Raw genomic sequence first — 18,908 nt, 5'->3', positions numbered from 1 at the left:
TCTTTATTTTTTATTCCTTTTTTCTCTCTATTCTGGATTATACTTTTTATTTATTTTATTAAGGCTTTAGCCCCCCTATCCCCCCGTCACTCCTTTCGAGTTCCGAATTCCCTCTTTCAAAGTTCCATTATTTATTATGTTTTATCTTTTTTCATTTTTTTATTTTTAAGTAAAATTAGTGACCTAAAACTTTTCTATTATCTACTTATTCAATTTAAAAGCAACTTATTTAGCTCTTTTTTTGAGCTTTTTCAATCTAATGGCTACTTTTCTTCACTATCTAAAAAATCTCTGTTTTCTGATGTGTTTTTGTTGCTTTTTGCCCTATTTCTATCTATCATCATATAGCTTTTTTAACTTATCTTATATTGTTACTTATTATTTACTGCTTCTATTGAAGTAGCAACAACTGTTAATATAGTACCAACTACTTTTATTACCGTTATAATATCCATCTATCTCACCTCCTTTAAATATGTATAAATATATGAGTAACTATCTCTTACAGGAACTAATTTGATTACATACTTAGCAACTTGTAAATCTATATAGACTAATGTTTCATTATCATATCCTCTACCATTACAAAAACTTACTACAGTATCAAAACTCTTTATTAAATCAAACTGAATGTAGTTTAATTCTTTCTGCAACTTCTTTAAATCTATTTCCTTTTTATCATTTAACTTAATTATTAAATCTCTAGGATTCCATTGATTAGCTAATCCTCCATCGTAGAAATCAAAACGCATTACTCCTAGTAGCTCTTTAGAACTATACTCAAAAATCTTTTCTTTACTTAGTTCTTTCATCTTATTACCTCCTAATATTCTTCTGCTAACATCATAGTTGAGTATTCATAATCATCTATAACGAAAACTTTTATGTTTCCATTAACCTCTATATTTTCTAAATCTATAACATACTTTTCTTTATACTCTGGAACTTCTTGACTATGTTCAATTACAATTCCTTCTTCACATTTTCTTATCTTAAAAACTTGTAAGTAATCTAACTCATTTCCCTCTTCATTTAATTTATCAATCATACTCCAAATTATAAGCTGTAATCTTAAATCTAACTTTTCATTAGCTCCTCTCGTTATATATCTGCTCTCTTTCTTAAACATCTTAATCCTCCTAAAAATAATAAAGCTACCTAATTACTTTTCTTGTAATTAAGTAGCTATTTTAATTCTTGCTTCAACATTTCTATGAATTCATCTGAAAATACTTTCTCTTTAATGGACTTCTTTATTAACTCCATTAACTCTAATTCAGTTACATCAAGACTTCTTGGAATATAAGTCTCATCACCTCTTCTAGTAGATTTATATACACAGAATCTTATTTCATTCCTTTTTAGTTCCTTGATATATATCTTTTCTATTGTATATGTATATTCATCATCTCCAACTTTTCCTTGATTTATTATCTTACAATACTTAGTTTCCTTGATTATCTTATCCTCTTTTATATTCTTACTCACATTAAATTAACCTCCATTTATTCTAATAGGAACTTAGAAAGTTCTTCTGTTGTTACTACTACAATTGCATAATCACTTGAAAGCAAAAATAAGGAAGAAGTCCAATTAACTCCTTCCTTACATTCAATAATATCAGTATATTCTGGTATTAAACCTTGTAACTTATCTTTCTTTAACATTTCGATAACAACGATATTTTCTGCTATAACTATATATCCTCCTAAATCTTTCTCTATATCTCTATTAGCTCCATAATTTTCACCTAATACATTAATGACGTCTAAAACATTACTGATTACTTCTATAGGATATCCTTTTAATTGATTTTTTAAATAAACCTTTTTCATTATAAATTTCTCCCTTCTAAGAAAGTAAAAAACTTTTACTTGTATACATAAATACAAGTAAAAGTTTGTTTTTCTAAGTTAATAATATATATTTAATTTATCTTTTAATACAGTAATTAACCTAATTCTAATATTGTAATTTAAAAGTGTTTTTGAAGATTTCTACAAAAAATTTACGAACCTTCTTGTATTGTTCAATCAAATTATCTTCATTTTTAATCCCTTATATTTATGATATTTTTTTATCCATTATCATAGAAATAATATATAACACTAATACTGGTGCTACTAATAATGAAGTACATACTATACCAATACTTACTGAAATATTTGTAGCTATGATTCCTATAATCGGTCCACCTAAAATTTGACCTAAGGAATTCATTTGTCCATTTATAGAAAGCACAGTAGCTCTAGAATTATCATCTATATGCCCATTTAACCACGCACTGAATATAGGTTTATTTATAATTCTAAAGGTATTTGTTGCCAAATAAGCTATTAACATTAAACTAAAGTTTCTTGTAAGAGCAAATATCAACATAGACGATATATAAAGTATATTTATGCATAATAATAGTTTTCCATTTTTCCTATTATCCTCATTCTTAAGATTCTTTGCCATAAAATGCATTACTATGAAGCTCAATATCATTCCTAAAATTCCAAAAATTCCAAACCAAGTCACTGAACTAAGGTTTCCAAGTTTAGGAAGTGTAGTATCTTGTAAAAAATGCGCATTAGAAAGTCTATCATAACCTTCACTTGATAATCCATAAAATAAAGTTACTGCAAGTAAAATCATAATTATAGATTTACTTTTTACAAATTTAAGACCAGATTTAAATGTATATACCATCTTTTTGAATGTATTTAAATCCCCAGGAGCAGATGGTTTAAAATTATTTTCTGGCATATATAACCATAAAAATAATGCAAGAATTATAAATAAAACTCCACTAACTATAATAGGAAGCCTTACAGAGAAATTAGCTATTACAGTGCTTAGTACTATTCCAATAAATGCTCCTATCTGCCCTGCTTGTGCTCCCTTTATATAAATTTCATCTAAATCTTTATTCTTCTCTTCTTCCGCAATCCAAGCTTCAAGCGAGCCACTGATAAAAGTAGACCCTAATCCCCATACAATCTGTGCTACAAGTACGAAAATAAAACTAGAAATAGAACCTTCTAAAATAAATCCCACTCCTGTTAAAACTCCCCCAATAACAATAGATAGTTTACGACTATACACATCTGCAACTATACCTGTAGGAATTTCAAATATAAAGCATGCTAATTCCAAAGTAGTTCCAACAAGTATAAGCTGAAGTGGATTTAAATGAACTATTTCAATGTGATACACTATCATAACTGTAGCTACTAACGAAAAACACATTGCTGTAATAGCTGAAAATAATAAATAAGTTTTATATGCTGAAAGTTTATTAACCATTAATCATCACCATCCTAGTATTTCTTAAAAAATTTGTTTGTTTTTCATATACTTTTAAAAATAATCCTTATTCAGTTAATTTAATTAAAAATTACCTCTTTGCGCATATTTACAACACCTTTACATTTATATTTTTTATGCTTATATTTTAGTATAATTATATTATATATAATTATAAAAATTTTTTTCAATGCTATAGATTCTGAAAAACAAATTCTAATTTTCTCAAGTAGTGAAAAATGAAGAATCTATAAATAAAATTAAAATACCCAACAAAAATTCAAACTTTAGATTTTTGTAAGTTTCATTGCAAAAATTAAAGCACACCTATCGTCCATTTATATATCCAATTCTATCCAAAACCTCATTTATTTATGATACGGTTCACCCTTTATTATCCTATATCCCCTATATATCTGTTCTAAAAGCATTACTCTGAACAATTGATGTGGGAAGGTCATTTTAGAAAAACATATTTTGTAATTAGCTCTTTTAATAACTTGATCTGATAGACCTAAGCTTCCTCCTATGATAAAAACTAAATTAGAGTTTCCTTCTAATCCACAGTTATCTATGAAATTTGCAAATTCTTCTGATGAAATTTGTTTTCCTTTTAAATCCATAGCTACAACATAAGCATTATCTTTAATTTTTGATAATATGCTTTGACCTTCTTTATCCTTTATTTGAAGTTCTTCCTTTTCTGATGCATTATCTGGTGTTTTCTCATCTTGAAGTTCTATTATTTCAAGCTTACAGTATCTTGATAATCTTTTAGAATATTCATCTATGGCATCTCTTAAATATTTTTCTTTTATTTTTCCTACAGTTATTAATGTTATATTCACTAAACATCCTCCTAATTTTTTAATTTAACTAATAAGTTCATAATACTATTTGAGCAGTAAAACCTCTGAAACCCGCATGAACAGAACAAATAGTTAACTATTTATATAGTTATATAGTTTCATAGTTAACTATTTTTCTAGTTTTATAGTTCCATATTTAAATAGTTTTATATTAATCTATTTGTATAGTTTTACATTAAAATATACTATCACTACACCAATAATACCTATATTTTACTATGAATAATTTAGAATGTCATAGGTAAAATTATAATAGATACTAATTAAATATTATATAGGTGGTGTCTAAATATGAAAAAATTTTTAAAGATTAATTTATTTGCTTTTTTAACTATAATTCTATCCTTTAATTATGTTGTATGTTATGCTACTCCTATTCCAGATGTAAAGTTAACAGTTGATTCTCCAACTGCTTTTGAATTACCAAAATATTTTAGAAAGAGCACAGATAAAATCACTCCTTCAGAGAATATAAATTTGTCTGGTCTTGATAAGCTTAATATTTCTGGTAGTGGTCAATTTTCTAAAACTGGAGTTCCTTTAATGAAGGAGTCTATAGGTAATGTGCCTATAACTATTATTGACTTAAGAGAAGAATCCCATGGATTTATTGACGGTATTCCTGTAAGTTGGCAAAATGCTAACAACGATGCAAATAGAGGCTTAACAGTAAATGAAATCATTGCTGATGAAAACTCTAGATTAAAATCTATTCCACTTAATAAAGCTATTGCTTTAGAGGGTTTTAAAGATGTAATTATACCTTCAAAGGTTCAAAATGAAGCTGAGCAGTCTGAAGCTTATTCATTATCTTATATTCGTATTCCTGTAACATATAAAAATTTACCTACAGAGGCTATGGTAAATTATTTTATGGAAGTTGTAAAAAATCAACCTGAGGGCAGTTGGCTTCATTTCCATGGCAATGAAGGACTTGAAAGAACTACGACTTTTATGATAATGTACGATATTATGAAAAATTGTAAAGAAGTTAATCTAAATGATATTATTACTCGCCAAGTCTTATTGTCCAAGATGGATAAAAATACTAGTGATAAATTTTATTCAGGAGAAGTTTATAATTTTTTAAATAATTTTTATAATAATTGTAAATCCAGCGAATCTAACTCTAATAAACAGATTTCATAGAAACTTTAACTGTTATCTCATTACTTTTATTAAATTTATCAAAGTAATCTATTTTACTATGAAAATAACTCACCATATTAATTATGATGAGTTATTTTTAAATTATATATAATATAACTTATATATTACTTTAGTGCTTTAAGAGCTACAGTATTTAATAAGCTCCATGGTTTATTAAAATGTGGTTGGAAAAAGAAATCTGTCATTGCCAGTTCTTCTATGGTCATGTTATTTTGAATTACTACAGATAGGGTATTCATGTGTTGAGTTAAATCTTCATCAGAAATAATCTGTCCTCCAAGAATTCTTCTTGTGGCTTTGTCATAAACAAGCTTTATGATTGCTTCCTTATAGGTTGGCATAAATTCTGGTCTATGATTTTCACTAACCATTACTGAGTCAATCTCCATAGATGTGGTTTTCTTAGCAACCTCTTCTGTTAAACCTGTTGATGCTATACATTTATCATATATCTTTATTCCTGAAGTGCCTTGGGTTCCCATATACTTAAGAGTTGGGTTTACTAAGTTTTTAGCAACTAAGGTTCCCATTCTTACAGCATTAGTTGCAAGAGGAATATATCTCTTATCCCTTGCTGGATTATATTCTACAACACAGCAATCTCCAGCTGCAAATACATCTTTAACACTAGTTCTCATATATTCATCTATTATTATTGCTCCATTTGGAAGAGTGTCTAATTTCCCTTTTACTAAACTTGTACTTGGTATAAATCCTATGCAAAGTACTACTAAATCTGCTTCATGACTTCCTTTATCAGTTACTACCTTAGATACTATACCATTTTCTCCTTCAAACCTTTGAACTTTTTCACCTAAAGCTAGTTTTACTCCACGGTTTTTAAATTCATTCTCCGCTATTTCTGTAAATTCTTTATCAAGATACTTACTCATTATTCTGTCTTCTGCATCAACTAGGGTTACATTTTTACCTTTCATTTCAAAGGCTTCAGCAAGTTCTACTCCTATATATCCAGCTCCAACAACTGTTACATTCTTAGCGTCAGCTGATTTCTCTATAATTGTTTTTGCGTGACTATAATTTTTACATAGTAATATATTTTTTAGGTTTCTTCCTTCAAAATTAGGAACTATTGGCCACGATCCCAAGGTTAAAATTAATTTATCATATTTTTCTTTTACTATATCGGCAGTCTTTAAATTTGTAGCTGTGATTATTTTTTCATCCATATCAATATCAGTTACATCATAATTCATTCTCATGTTTATACCAAGGTTATTTAAATTTTCTGGGGAATTATAAAATAATTTTTCTGGTTCATTTACTACATTAGATACACTTAAAGCAATTCCACAAGAAAGGAAAGATATATTATCATTTCTCTCATAAACTGTAATCTCACTATCTGGGTAAAGTTGTTTTGCATTTACTACCGCTGCTGTTCCTGCGTGTGTACATCCTATTACTGCAATTTTCATAATACATGACCTCCTATAATTTACACCTAAATAAAATTTATTCTTATATTATATTCTAAAAGTTATTTAATTATAATCTCGTAACAACGTTTGTTATTTAACAATCATTATCTAATAATATTTTACCTCAAATATCATTTTATTCAACCATGCTATTAGTATATATAGATAGATAAGCTTTCATTCTCTTAACTTTTCTTTAATTTTCATTATTTTTCATATAGTTATAAAAAAGTGCTTTAGCAAAATATTTTAGACTAACTTATTTTGCCAAAGCACTTACTCTAATATTCGTATTTTAATTAATATCCTAATTCCTCATTCAAGAAAATTACATGTATCCTATCCTCATTTCCCTGTCTTCTTATTATAGTATATTCATTGCAAATTCTATCTTCACTTGAACAATCCATACAATGGCCTACCTTTACACAAGGAGTAACTTTATTTAATCTTTTGCAATTTGCAGGTGCTGATACTCTTTCATTTCTCTTAATGGCTTCTTCAATATTCTCTACAATTTTATTTACTCCTGCTATGATTATTACTTTATCTGGCCCATATAACATAGCTGCTACCCTATTTCCATTGCCATCTACATTGTATAACTCTCCTTTTTCTGTAATTGCATTAGTACTAGTAAAATATACGTCAGCAGAGAAAGTGTTTCTATATAATTTTTTCAAATCATCCTTACTTAACCCATCCTCATATCTGTCTAGGAAATTATATTTTCCACTTCTTAAATAATCAATAACTCCAGTTTCAAATAGGCTCATTGAACCACCACAACTTACTGTATCACCATCATTGGTAAGTTCATTAATTTTCTCAATGAGTTCTTCATGACTATTTACTAAATAGCCATTCATACCATTCTTTTTAAGTGAATTAATTGTACTATTAACCCTACTTTCCTTTAGCCATTTCATATTTTTATCCATAAACAATCCCCCTGTAAATTTATCATATAATTAATTATATCATAGCCATCTATAGAATATCTTACAATAATGCATATATAAAAAACCCTAATGAATAAAAAATTCACTAGGGCTAATGTTTATATTACTTTCCGCAACATTTCTTGTACTTTTTACCACTTCCACAAGGACATGCATCATTTCTACCGACTTTAACTTCATTTATTACTGTTTTTGATTCTCTCCAAGTTTTTTGTATCTCTTTTCTTTTTTCTGGTGAGAATATTCTATCCCATTGTGATAATGTATAAAGATAGTCTGCTTTAGAATCAAGCATATTGAAGTATAGTTTTTCATAATCTATTTTGAAGCTAACTTCTGAATCACTTTCTATAGCTTCAAGATCTAATTCTTTATCTATACTTTCATTTATTCCATCTAAGAATCCCATAAAGTAAATTTCATTAACGTCAAATTCTTTAACTAGTTCAGAGAACTTTCCACTAATAACACCGCCATCAATTGCTAAGGCTTTTGTATATATTGATTTTTCAACCTTTGCATACTCTTTCCAAAATGCAGGTTCTCCATTTTCTTTTACATACTCTACAACATAATTTGTCCAATTGCTATATATGCTCATGTTATTTTCTCCTTCTTTATAACAAAATTTGTTTATCTATTTTATTAATTATAATAAATTTTTATTTATCTTTCAATAATATATTATTTCTGTATTTTTAAAGTAACTATTTCATCCTTGGTAAATGGTTTTGATATATTATAGTTTCCACCTAAACTTTCAACACCTTGATTATTTACTGTAATCATTATTTTACTCACAGATTTCAACTGACTCAAAGAGTTTGATATAGACTTAAGTATTGTTACTTCTTGAACTTCAGACATTTGAAACATAGCTTCTGGGCTTAAATTAATATTTGCTATGCCATCCTTAATAGAAAAACTTAAAAGTCTTGTTTCCTTTGGTAAAATAGGCTTGCTTTTTTCACTAACTTTAGCTGGCCCTTTGATGAGTTCTTGCATGATCATCTCACCTATTAAATCTTCACTATTAATTAGTCTCTCTTCCTTTATAAGTTCGGACTTTTCAGCATCTCCTCCAAAATATAAAGTTATATCAATATAGCCATCATCCTCTGTAGCTCCTTTAGTATTTTCAAGTTTCTCTTTACTTATTATACTTGCCTTATCTTTCTTTATACTCATAGTTTTTGTAAGGTAAATTCCGCCTACAACTAGTGCTATTACAATTACTGTTATTGTTAATACTAAACTAAAGGTCTTCTTTTTCATTCTACACCTCCTATTACTAACCAAACTTTTTATCCGATGACTACCCACTCTAATACTACCATCTTCTTCAAAGTGGGAGTAAAGAGTGGCTACGTTCCTGGATAACGATCTCTAGAGCTTCAAAGAAGCTAAGAACTCTGTTTATATTTCTGATAATATACTACGCCTATCTCTATTGCACATTTTTAATTCTATATCTTTTTCTACGCTAATATTGTTTTCCCTTAATACACTTGCTACAGTTTCATAAGCAAGCTCCGGATAATTATTTGTTTTACTTAGATGCCCTAAGTATATAGTTTTATGATTTCCTTTTAAAATATCTACTATAGCTTTACCACAATCTTCATTGGATAAATGTCCTTTTGCACTTAGTATTCTTTGCTTTAATGGATATGGATATGGTCCAAACTTAACCATTTCTATATCATGATTACTCTCTATTAAAATCATATCACTATCTTCTAGTGCCATTTTTACTTCTATAGAAAAGTGACCTAAATCAGTAGCTATACAACATGATTTTTTAGAGCCATGTACTCTATAACCTCTAGGGCATGCTGCATCGTGAGGTATAGGAAAATTTTCTATGGTCAAATCATTAAGTTCAGTAAACTTACCATCAATTATTTTTATATTTTTCTCCTTAATACTTCCAATCTTCCCATCCATGGCTTCCCAGGTGAGACTTGGTGCATATATAGGAATATCGTATTTCCTTGAAAATACTCCGGCCCCTTTAATGTGATCTGAATGTTCATGAGTAATAAATATACCATCTATAGAATTAGGATTTATACCTATGTCCCCTAATTCTTTATCGATAGCCTTACCTGGCATTCCCACATCCACTAGAATGTTACTATTGTTTTCTGATACAAATATACTATTCCCACTGCTACCACTAAATAATGGGCAAAATTTCATAATTATCTCCTCAATCTAGTATCTAAAATACATATAAAACTTATATATTTACTCTTCTAATATCTGCACCTAAAGCTTTAAATTTTTCTTCTATATACAAATATCCTCTATCTATATGTTCAATGCCTTCAACTTCAGTTTTTCCTTGGGCTGAAAGACCTGCAATAACTAAAGCTGCACCTGCTCTTAAATCTGTAGCTTTAACATTAGCTCCAGATAAATTTTTAACTCCATCTATTATAGCTATTCTACCTTCTATTTTAACATTTGCACCCATCTTCTTTAACTCATCTATATGCTTAAATCTTGATTCATATATACTTTCATTTACAATGCTTCTTCCTTGCGCCATAGTTAAAAGAGTACTCATTGGCTGTTGTACATCTGTTGGAAATCCTGGATATGGTAAAGTCTTTATATTTACACCTTTAAGGTTATTTCCACTTCTAACTATAACTTTATCCTCATCTTCTACAACTTCTACACCCATTTCCAAAAGCTTTGCTGAAATAGATTCTAAGTGTTTTGGTATTACATTATTTAATGTAACATCTCCACCACAAGCTGCTGTTGCTATCATAAAGGTTCCAGCTTCAATTTGATCTGGTATAACTGAATAATTACATCCTGAAAGTTCATCTACTCCAGTAATCTTTATTACATCTGTTCCAGCACCTTTTACATTTGCCCCCATAGTATTTAAGAAGTTGGCCACGTCTACTACATGTGGTTCTTTTGCTGCATTCTCTAAAACTGTAGTTCCTTCCGCAAGAACCGCTGCAAGCATGATATTTATAGTAGCACCTACGCTAACTACATCAAAATATATAGTTGTTCCAACTAATTTTTCTGCAACCAGATTTACTGCACCATGTTCTATGGTAACTGTAGCTCCTAAGGCTTCAAATCCTTTGATATGCTGATCTATTGGTCTATCTCCAATAGGGCAGCCCCCTGGAAGTTCTACTCTAGCTTTTTTAAATCTAGATAATAATGATCCTAATAAGTAATAGGATGCTCTCATATTCCTTACTTCTGGGATTGTAGCATTGGTTGTTACTATATTTGTGCTATCAATTTTTATTGAATTACAACTTGATTCTACCTTACATCCTAAATATTCTAAAATAATTTCTAAACAATTTATATCTTCTATATTAGGAACATTCTCTATTGTACAAACTCCCTTAGATGCTAAAATTGCTGCTGGTAAAATTGCTACAGCTGCATTTTTTGCGCCATTAATATTTACATTTCCAAATAATGGATTGCCTCCATTTATAACTAATTTTTCCATACAGGTATCATCCTCACTATTTATATAATGTCCATACTTTACATATGTTAACTTAATTCCATGTCTATCTATATCTATGTCAATTAAACCTAATTTTTAAATGTTAAAATCTCATAATTATAATTATATCACAATGTTCGTATATTTTAATAAAAATTTTAAATTTATAAGTGTAATTTTTAATTTTTATTTTTATATACATATAAAAGTAAAAATATAATTAACTATATATGTCTATTATAACCTATTATTATATGTTATAATACTGTTAATTGTAGCGTTAAAGTATTTTATAATGATATAATACTTTATAATAAAAATCTACATTCGGGAGGAAAAAATGAAATATTATTTAGTTGCATTGGTGGATGATAAATCTGTTGATGACATTATATCTATCCAAAAATTTTTAAATAAGAAATATAAGTTGTATAAAAACATATCTAATTTGTACATTCCTCTAGGTTCTGTCTCTAATACAGAGCTTGATAAATTAGATGAGATAATCTCAAAAATTTTATCTCCTTATAAAAAATTTAAAGTTGGAATTGATAATGACATTTTCATCAACGATACATCTAATACCGTAAACTTAAAAGTTAAAGATAAAGGATACATAAACAAGATATCTAGAAGCATGTTTGACATGTTTAATACTCATGGTATAAGTGTTAAAGATTTCTCAACACTATCCTATTTTAACATGCCTATTTCTAATGCTAACAATGCAATTAGAAAGGCTTATTCAAATAACTTATTTACCTTAGATGAAAATAAAGATAAAACTGATTTGTTTAATTTTACTAAGATAAATAAAATTGAGATTTGGAAACAACTTAACAATAGACGAGATACCTTAGTTAAAAGTTATGATTTAAAAGAGTTTTAATATTAAAAACAATTTCTTTTCTATAATTTTAACTTTATAGTTAATAAGATTAAGCGAAGATATACCCCTTAAATTTTTAAATAATTATATCCATATTAGGGTAAGCTATCTTTAAAAGGATGGTGAAAGTTTTTATGTTGGGTATAATTTTCTCAATAATTGCAGGGGTAACTATGAGTGTTCAAGGTGTATTTAATACAGAACTCACAAAAAAAATTGGACTATGGGAGACCACAGTATTAACCCAAGCTATTGCACTTATAACTGCCCTAATAGTGTTATTCTTTGCAGGTGACGGTACCTTTAGAAATTTAAAAGATGCTAACAAACTTTACCTTTTGGCCGGAGTATTGGGTGCTGTTATTACGTTTACAGTAATTAAGGGTATGTCTAGTCTTGGTCCGGCTATAGCTGTAGCAACTATTCTTATTGCCCAACTTATTGCAGCTGCACTTATCAATCACTTTGGTTGGTTTGGCTCTACTGAAGCTGGATATGGAATACGAGAATGCATCGGTGTTGTCATAATGATAGCTGGAATTATAGTTTTTAAATGGAAAGGATAGCTTCTATCTTTTCTATTTTTTCGTAAGGAGTTTTAACAGTTCTCAAATAGAAATCTTTTTTCATATAAATCGAATTATTAAATCTTAAATTATTATTAATAGGAGGTAGACTATGGATTTTAAACAATTAGAGGCATTTATTACAGTGTCTAAACTTAGAAGTTTTTCTAAGGCTGCAAATGCTATTTACCTATCTCAACCTACTATAAGTTCTCATATTTCTAGTTTAGAAAAAGAACTTAATATTCAATTATTTGATAGAACATCTAAGGAAGTTAATCTTACACCTGTAGGAGAATCTTTTCTACAATATGCTAATGATATTATAAATTTAAGGAATAATGCTATCACCGATCTATCTAATTTCAATAATAATATTACTGGTGTCTTAAACATTGCTGCTAGCACTACTCCATGCAATTCCTTACTACCTACTCTTGTTTCAACCTTTAGTGAACTCTACTCAAACGTTAAATTTAACATTAAAGAACAAGGTTCTGTATCTATAATTAAAGATATTATAGATCTTAAATGTGAAATTGGTTTAGTTGGTACAATCATAGATAATTCAAAAATAAATAGTTATAAGATAATGGAAGATGAACTTGTTATTGTTTCTAATCCTAAATTAAATTTACCTGAAACTATTTCTATTGATGATTTAATAAAATATCCTTTTATAATAAGAGAAAAAGAATCTGCCACTCGACATACTTTAGAGGCTCAGCTTCATGCTAACAAAATAGATCCAAAGAAATTAAAGGTTCTTTGTGAGGTAAATAGTGTACATGCTCAACTTAAACTTATTAATCTAGGATTAGGAATTTCTATAATTAGTAAAAGCTTATGTGATGATGGTTTTATTAGTGGTAACATGCGTATAAGTCGAGTAGAAAATGTAGACTTAAGAAGAGATCTCTTCTTAATAGTAAGTTCTAAAAGAACTCTTACTCCTATTGCAAGAGCATTTTTCTCTATGTGTAAGAACATATATAATTTATAATAAAATATATAAAGCTTTAAAAGCTAAGATTAGAATATAAAAATTCTTAATCTTAGCTTTTATTTTTACAATAAATAAAAGCTTTAACAAATATTTTTAGTTTACATATACTAATAAGTGTAATAAGTATATAAGGAGTATTTTATGCTTTTTAATAAAAAACTTGATCCGACTCTTAAAAATATGATGGATAATGATATTTATAATAGATATAGAATAATAATTAAATATGGTAGCATTAAAAATTCAATAGAGAAAAACATTAAATCCTCAAAAGGTGAAGTCTTGTATAATATTAAATCCTTGCATTGTTTATGTGTTCTTGCTACCAAAAGAGCTATTAAAAGAATTATAGAGCTTCCGGAAGTTAAATATATATGCATTGACGACATAGCATTTTTATGCAACAAAAATATCCTTCATGCCAATGGAATTTTTTTAGACAATAAAAGATTTGAAGTGTTAAAAAATAAAGAGGTTTCCGGTAAAGGCATAGGTATTGGTATTATTGATAGTGGCGTGTATCCACATATAGATTTATCTACCCCATCAAATAAAGTAAAAAAATTTATTGATATAATTAATGGTTCAACATACCCTTATGATGACAATGGTCATGGGACTTTTATTTCTGGATTAATATGCGGAGAAGGTACAAATAAAAAAGTAAAACAACATGGCATTGCTGTTAATAGCCATTTAGTTATGGTAAAAGCCTTTAATAAGCTTGGTAAAGGGTATATTTCAGCTACTTTATTTGCTTTGGAATGTTTATATAATAGTATTGATGAATTTAATATAAAAATAGTATGTGCACCTTTTGAAATAACTACTTTAAATAAGTTTATTTTATCTCTATATGATAAAATTTTTACTATACTTAGAAATAAAAACATAATAATAGTTGTACCTGCTGGTAATAATGAAGATAAAGAAGATACTATAAAAGGTATTGCTCTATCTGATAAAGTGCTTACAATAGGTGGAATAGATACAAATTCTACTTATAAAATAAGTGATTATTCCTGTTGCGGCTCTAATAAAATATTAAAAAAACCTGATTTTGTTGCTGCCAGTGATGATATTATATCTTTAAACACTGACTGTAATTATATATCTGAGAGAGATGGTGAAAAAATATATCCCCCACCTCTTACTTCTCCTTATACTATTCGTAGTGGAACCTCTATATCCTGTGCTTTTATAGCAGGTATCTGTGCACTATTATTTGAAATAAACAACGAGTTTACCTTTGATGATATATATACTTTATTGAGAATAAATTCAACCTTAATAAATGATAAAAAATATAAACAAGGTAATGGATATATAAATATTAACAACTTAATTGGTAGTGATTTGTCTTCTATTTTAATTAATAAGGATAATAAAAATAAGCATAAACATAAAAAGTAAAGCACCCTCATTTACATGGGTGCTTTACTTTTTTATATTAATTTATCATTTAATAATTCATTTCTTAACATATCTAAAATATTTATAGTAGATTTTTCTCTTATTTCTTGCCTATCTCCAGAAAGGTTTAATTCTTTTGTCGTAACCTTGCCTTTATAATATAATCCTATATATACTCTTCCTACTGGTTTCTCAGCAGTTCCTCCACCTGGACCTGCTACTCCTGTAGTTGATATTCCTATATCAGCTCCTGAAGTCTTCGCTATTCCTTCAGCCATTTGAGCTGCTACCTGATGGCTAACAGCTCCAAATTTCTCAAGAGTTTCTTTTTTTACGTTAATTCTATTGATTTTGGCTTCATTACTATAGGTTACTACTCCTTCAAGTAAACTTTTTGATATACCAGGATAGTTAATTAATCTTGCTACAACCATTCCTCCTGTACATGATTCTGCAGTAGCAATAGTTAAACCCTTATTAACTAGCATTTCTCCTATTGCATCTTCTAGAGCGATCTCTCCTTCTCCATATATACTATCATTTATCATAGTTAATATTAATCAGAATTCATAAGTAAATTATAACTTCTGATTAAATTTCTCCCCCCTTAGTTAAACACATTTTCTAAGTTTTTAAATACATCTTTATTTTCTTTAATCTTACCATCATTACCAAGAACCACTATATAATTCATCTTCATAACATCTGCTACTAATTTTGAGAAGTTATTAATATCCTTAACTGTAGTAGATAACACTTCTTTTCTTTCCTGCTGTCTATCCGCCTTAGATATTCTTCTTATATAATAGCTAACTGCTGCATCTCCTGCCATGGATGGAGTTAATTGCATATCTAGTTCACTTATAGTTCCTATAATGTATTTTAGCATCTCTCTATCTGTAGTTGTAAAATTATCCAAGTATTTAGCTGCATTATCATAAGTCTTTAAGGTCTCTTTTATATTAGGGTCTCTATAACTAGCAAACATAAAATTACCACTTCTCACTATATTAGCAAAAGCTCCATAAGCTCCACCCTGTACTCTAACTTTATTCCATAGATAATCCATGCCAATTATAGTTTTTAGCACTAATAACTTTCCTGTGTACTCATATCCTAATTTTTTATAATTATATCCCTTTGCCACATATTGAACATTAGATGGAGTAAGCATTCCTTCATTTTTGTTTTCTTCATGGAAGCTATACTTATTAATTTGTACTTCTTCATCAGATAATACTTCTAATATCTCTGAAACATTCTTCTTTACAGCACTAACTTCTTCATCTTTACCAGTTACTGCCACTATTAAACTATTTTTATTAAATACCTTATTCATTATAGCTTGAAATTTTAAAATAACACTATCTATTCTATCATCAAAGTTATTTTCTATCTCCTTTAAGAATTTATAATACTCATATCCTGAAGTTTTTTCTATATATTCATAAGCAGGAGAGAAATAAGCTCCTAATCTTGTAGTTGCAACTTGATGTCCTCTATCCATAAGCTTCATTTCTATTCTTGATATTAAAACTCTTATAAGTTCTCTTATTCTCTTTTTATCTTCAAAGGATGTATTCTTAATTATATCTGCCAATATTTCTAAAGCTCTTGGAACTCTATCTACTACTACACTACAATGTCCTTCAAGGTAAGTACTATATCTAAGGACATCTTTACTATCGCCATATACTTCATTTTTAAAATATATTCCACCTGTATTAATTAGTATTTCATTAGATAAATCTACATAACTATAGGTTTTAGTATTAATTTTTCCTAATAGTGTGGTTAATAGACTTAGATATGAAATATCTTCTTGTGCTATGGTTCTGCTATCAAACATAAAATCTAAGTAAGCAATTTTACTTGTAAATGCATCATGATGAAGTAGCTTCACTCCAGAAGCATCCTCCTCTATAACGCTCAATTCTTCAACTTTCTGGTCTATATCATCTATAGATAATACTGGTATAGTTTCTAATATTTCCTCTGAATCAGGTGTGTTCTGTCTATTTATTAAAGACTTTGTTTCATTAATTATGTCTTGTATTTCCTCAACAGATAGATTTTCTTTATATTTCTTTAATCCAGTTCTTAATTTTTTATCCTTTTCATCTGCTAAACCCCTTTTAGGCGCTAACACTATTAATGAGCTATGATTATTGTTTAATATATATTTTTCAATTAATTGTTCAAAATAATTTGAAGTTAGTGCTTTCTTTATTTTTTCCATATTCTTTTCATATTTTAAGTGAATTAACGGATCTCCATCATGTAGCCAGCTATCCATAGCTGTCATATAATAGAATAAACCTTTAGGCATGCCCTGAAAATCTGCTTCTCTTAACTTAAATTCTGTAATGTTTATGCATGCCTCTATTAGTTTTTTATCAATTCCATTTTTAACCAAAGATTTTAATGTATCAAACACTACATTCTTAAATTTTTCTTTTTTATTTGCGTCACTATTTTTAAGTACTATACTAAATACCGGTTGTAAAATCCCATTATCAAAACTTCCATATACATCCTTTCCTAGGTTAGCATCAAGGATTGCTTGTTTTAATGGAGCTCCTTGAGTTTCTAATAAAAGATATTCTAAAACACTTAGACTAATATATAATTCATCATTAGTACATTCTCCAGTAACAAAGTTTAATGCCATGAAAGTTTTTTCATCTTCATTATCTTCATTAGAAATAGAGTATTCTGTTACAACCTCTTTCATTTCTTTAAAAGGCTTTTCTGGTAATATTTCAGCATCAATATCCTTTTTTTCAAAATTGTTTAAGTAATTGTCATTAATAAATGCTAATCTTTCATCTAAGTTTCCATCTCCATATAAGAATATATAGCTGTTAGATGGATGGTAGTATTTACTATGAAATCCCAAAAACTCCTCTTCAGTTAAATCTGGTATGAATTCTGGATCTCCACCTGATTCAAATCCATAGGTATTATGTTCAAATAAAGATTTTTGAATTCCTCTCATTAACACTCCATCTGGTGATGAAAATGCTCCTTTCATTTCATTATAAACTACACCCTTATAAGTTAGCTCATCTTCAGCATTTTCTAATTCATAATGCCAACCTTCTTGCATTAAAATTTCCTTTGTATTATATATATTAGGATAAAACACTGCATCTAAATATACATCCATTAAATTAAAAAAGTCCTTTTCATTTTTACTTGCTAGTGGATATATAGTTTTATCACTAAAAGTCATAGCATTTAGAAATGTGTTTAATGATCCTTTTATAAGTTCTACAAAGGGCTCTTTTGTAGGAAATTTGCGTGAACCACATAATACACTATGCTCTAATATATGAGCAACTCCAGTATCATCGCTTGGTGGTGTTTTAAACCCTATTGCAAATACTTTGTTAGAATCATCATTTTCCAGATGTAATAATTTTGCCCCTGTTTTTTCATGTATAAAAACTCTAGCTATAGAATTTATTTCTTCAACCTTTTCTTCTCTATGCAACTTAAATCCATGATATATTTTTCCTAAATTATAATTCATCTTTCTCCTCCTGCTATTTTATTATTTTATCTTTTAATAGTACTACTATTATTTATCTCCCAAACTTTAATATTCATTATTATATTTTAATATAAATTTAAAATAACTTATAAGTACCTTTCCCTATGGAAAAGCGCTATAACTCCTACTTAAAGTATATCTTATATATACTATATATAAAAATATATACTTTTAAGTTTTTATTAATTATCTATTTATGATAAAAGGTATGAAACTAGCTCTCTAATTTCATACCTATAAATTTA

At 28.2% G+C, this 18,908-nt stretch carries 18 protein-coding genes and 1 pseudogene; 5 read left to right on the top strand and 14 right to left on the bottom strand.

The features are described 5' to 3' along the window. Window positions 1-455 precede the first annotated feature (455 nt). The 6 genes from IO99_RS14295 to rlmH form a co-directional block, all read right to left on the bottom strand. Window positions 456-812, bottom strand: coding sequence for a hypothetical protein (locus tag IO99_RS14295; RefSeq protein WP_035134611.1), 357 nt, complete (start codon window positions 810-812; stop codon window positions 456-458). Window positions 813-823: 11 nt separating this feature from the next. Further along, on the bottom strand, window positions 824-1,129 hold the full coding sequence (locus IO99_RS14290; RefSeq protein WP_035134607.1) for a DUF960 family protein: 306 nt from the start codon (window positions 1,127-1,129) through the stop codon (window positions 824-826). Window positions 1,130-1,185: 56 nt separating this feature from the next. Next, window positions 1,186-1,488: a hypothetical protein gene (locus IO99_RS14285; RefSeq protein WP_004455733.1), complete on the bottom strand. Its 303-nt coding sequence runs from the start codon at window positions 1,486-1,488 to the stop codon at window positions 1,186-1,188. A gap of 17 nt (window positions 1,489-1,505) precedes the next feature. Further along, entirely contained in the window at window positions 1,506-1,835 is a 330-nt protein-coding gene (locus IO99_RS14280; RefSeq protein WP_004455704.1) for a hypothetical protein, read from the bottom strand. 229 nt (window positions 1,836-2,064) lie between these two features. After that, window positions 2,065-3,291, bottom strand: a complete 1,227-nt coding sequence (gene tetA(P) / locus IO99_RS14275; protein ID WP_035134604.1) for a tetracycline efflux MFS transporter TetA(P) — start codon at window positions 3,289-3,291, stop codon at window positions 2,065-2,067. A gap of 368 nt (window positions 3,292-3,659) precedes the next feature. Next, window positions 3,660-4,139 carry a 23S rRNA (pseudouridine(1915)-N(3))-methyltransferase RlmH gene (gene rlmH, locus IO99_RS14270; protein ID WP_035134602.1) on the bottom strand — a complete coding sequence of 160 codons (480 nt, stop codon included), beginning with the start codon at window positions 4,137-4,139 and terminating at the stop codon, window positions 3,660-3,662. Between the two features lie 312 nt (window positions 4,140-4,451). Here rlmH and IO99_RS14265 point away from each other — a divergent pair, with 312 nt between their 5' ends. Next, entirely contained in the window at window positions 4,452-5,309 is an 858-nt protein-coding gene (locus tag IO99_RS14265) for a fused DSP-PTPase phosphatase/NAD kinase-like protein (RefSeq protein ID WP_035134620.1), read from the top strand. Window positions 5,310-5,434: 125 nt separating this feature from the next. On the opposite strand, the gene IO99_RS14260 is transcribed toward IO99_RS14265, so the two are convergent. From IO99_RS14260 to IO99_RS14235, 6 genes are all read right to left on the bottom strand, one after another. Further along, window positions 5,435-6,769, bottom strand: a complete 1,335-nt coding sequence (locus IO99_RS14260) for an FAD-dependent oxidoreductase (protein WP_035134600.1) — start codon at window positions 6,767-6,769, stop codon at window positions 5,435-5,437. Between the two features lie 302 nt (window positions 6,770-7,071). Further along, window positions 7,072-7,713, bottom strand: a complete 642-nt coding sequence (locus IO99_RS14255; RefSeq protein ID WP_035134598.1) for a lactate utilization protein — start codon at window positions 7,711-7,713, stop codon at window positions 7,072-7,074. 124 nt (window positions 7,714-7,837) lie between these two features. Then, on the bottom strand, window positions 7,838-8,335 hold the full coding sequence (locus IO99_RS14250) for an SEC-C metal-binding domain-containing protein (protein ID WP_035134596.1): 498 nt from the start codon (window positions 8,333-8,335) through the stop codon (window positions 7,838-7,840). 83 nt (window positions 8,336-8,418) lie between these two features. After that, the gene (locus tag IO99_RS14245) at window positions 8,419-9,009 is read right to left on the bottom strand and encodes a GerMN domain-containing protein (RefSeq protein ID WP_051824159.1); all 591 of its coding nucleotides are present in this window, start codon (window positions 9,007-9,009) and stop codon (window positions 8,419-8,421) included. Between the two features lie 141 nt (window positions 9,010-9,150). Then, on the bottom strand, window positions 9,151-9,936 hold the full coding sequence (locus tag IO99_RS14240; RefSeq protein ID WP_035134594.1) for an MBL fold metallo-hydrolase: 786 nt from the start codon (window positions 9,934-9,936) through the stop codon (window positions 9,151-9,153). Between the two features lie 40 nt (window positions 9,937-9,976). Beyond that, entirely contained in the window at window positions 9,977-11,233 is a 1,257-nt protein-coding gene (locus tag IO99_RS14235; protein WP_035134593.1) for a UDP-N-acetylglucosamine 1-carboxyvinyltransferase, read from the bottom strand. Between the two features lie 340 nt (window positions 11,234-11,573). Here IO99_RS14235 and IO99_RS14230 point away from each other — a divergent pair, with 340 nt between their 5' ends. The 4 genes from IO99_RS14230 (at window position 11,574) to IO99_RS14215 (ending at window position 15,107) form a co-directional block, all read left to right on the top strand. Beyond that, the gene (locus tag IO99_RS14230) at window positions 11,574-12,122 is read left to right on the top strand and encodes a hypothetical protein (RefSeq protein WP_035134591.1); all 549 of its coding nucleotides are present in this window, start codon (window positions 11,574-11,576) and stop codon (window positions 12,120-12,122) included. 134 nt (window positions 12,123-12,256) lie between these two features. After that, entirely contained in the window at window positions 12,257-12,688 is a 432-nt protein-coding gene (locus IO99_RS14225; RefSeq protein ID WP_035134589.1) for a DMT family transporter, read from the top strand. Window positions 12,689-12,800: 112 nt separating this feature from the next. Continuing rightward, the gene (locus IO99_RS14220) at window positions 12,801-13,691 is read left to right on the top strand and encodes a selenium metabolism-associated LysR family transcriptional regulator (protein ID WP_035134587.1); all 891 of its coding nucleotides are present in this window, start codon (window positions 12,801-12,803) and stop codon (window positions 13,689-13,691) included. A gap of 144 nt (window positions 13,692-13,835) precedes the next feature. Next, window positions 13,836-15,107 (top strand): S8 family serine peptidase, encoded by a 1,272-nt coding sequence (locus IO99_RS14215; RefSeq protein WP_084178193.1) that lies wholly within the window; start codon window positions 13,836-13,838, stop codon window positions 15,105-15,107. Window positions 15,108-15,139: 32 nt separating this feature from the next. On the opposite strand, the pseudogene IO99_RS14210 reads toward IO99_RS14215, so the two are convergent. Beyond that, window positions 15,140-15,652, bottom strand: a pseudogene (locus IO99_RS14210) (nicotinamide-nucleotide amidohydrolase family protein); the annotation flags it as partial. A gap of 62 nt (window positions 15,653-15,714) precedes the next feature. Next, window positions 15,715-18,642, bottom strand: a complete 2,928-nt coding sequence (locus tag IO99_RS14205) for an insulinase family protein (RefSeq protein ID WP_035134584.1) — start codon at window positions 18,640-18,642, stop codon at window positions 15,715-15,717. Window positions 18,643-18,908 lie beyond the last annotated feature (266 nt).

Origin of the sequence: Clostridium sulfidigenes, assembly GCF_000732635.1 — a bacterium.
In the GTDB taxonomy this organism is placed as follows: Bacteria; Bacillota; Clostridia; order Clostridiales; family Clostridiaceae; genus Clostridium_J; species Clostridium_J sulfidigenes.
This window is presented reverse-complemented; position numbering and strand designations above follow the sequence as displayed.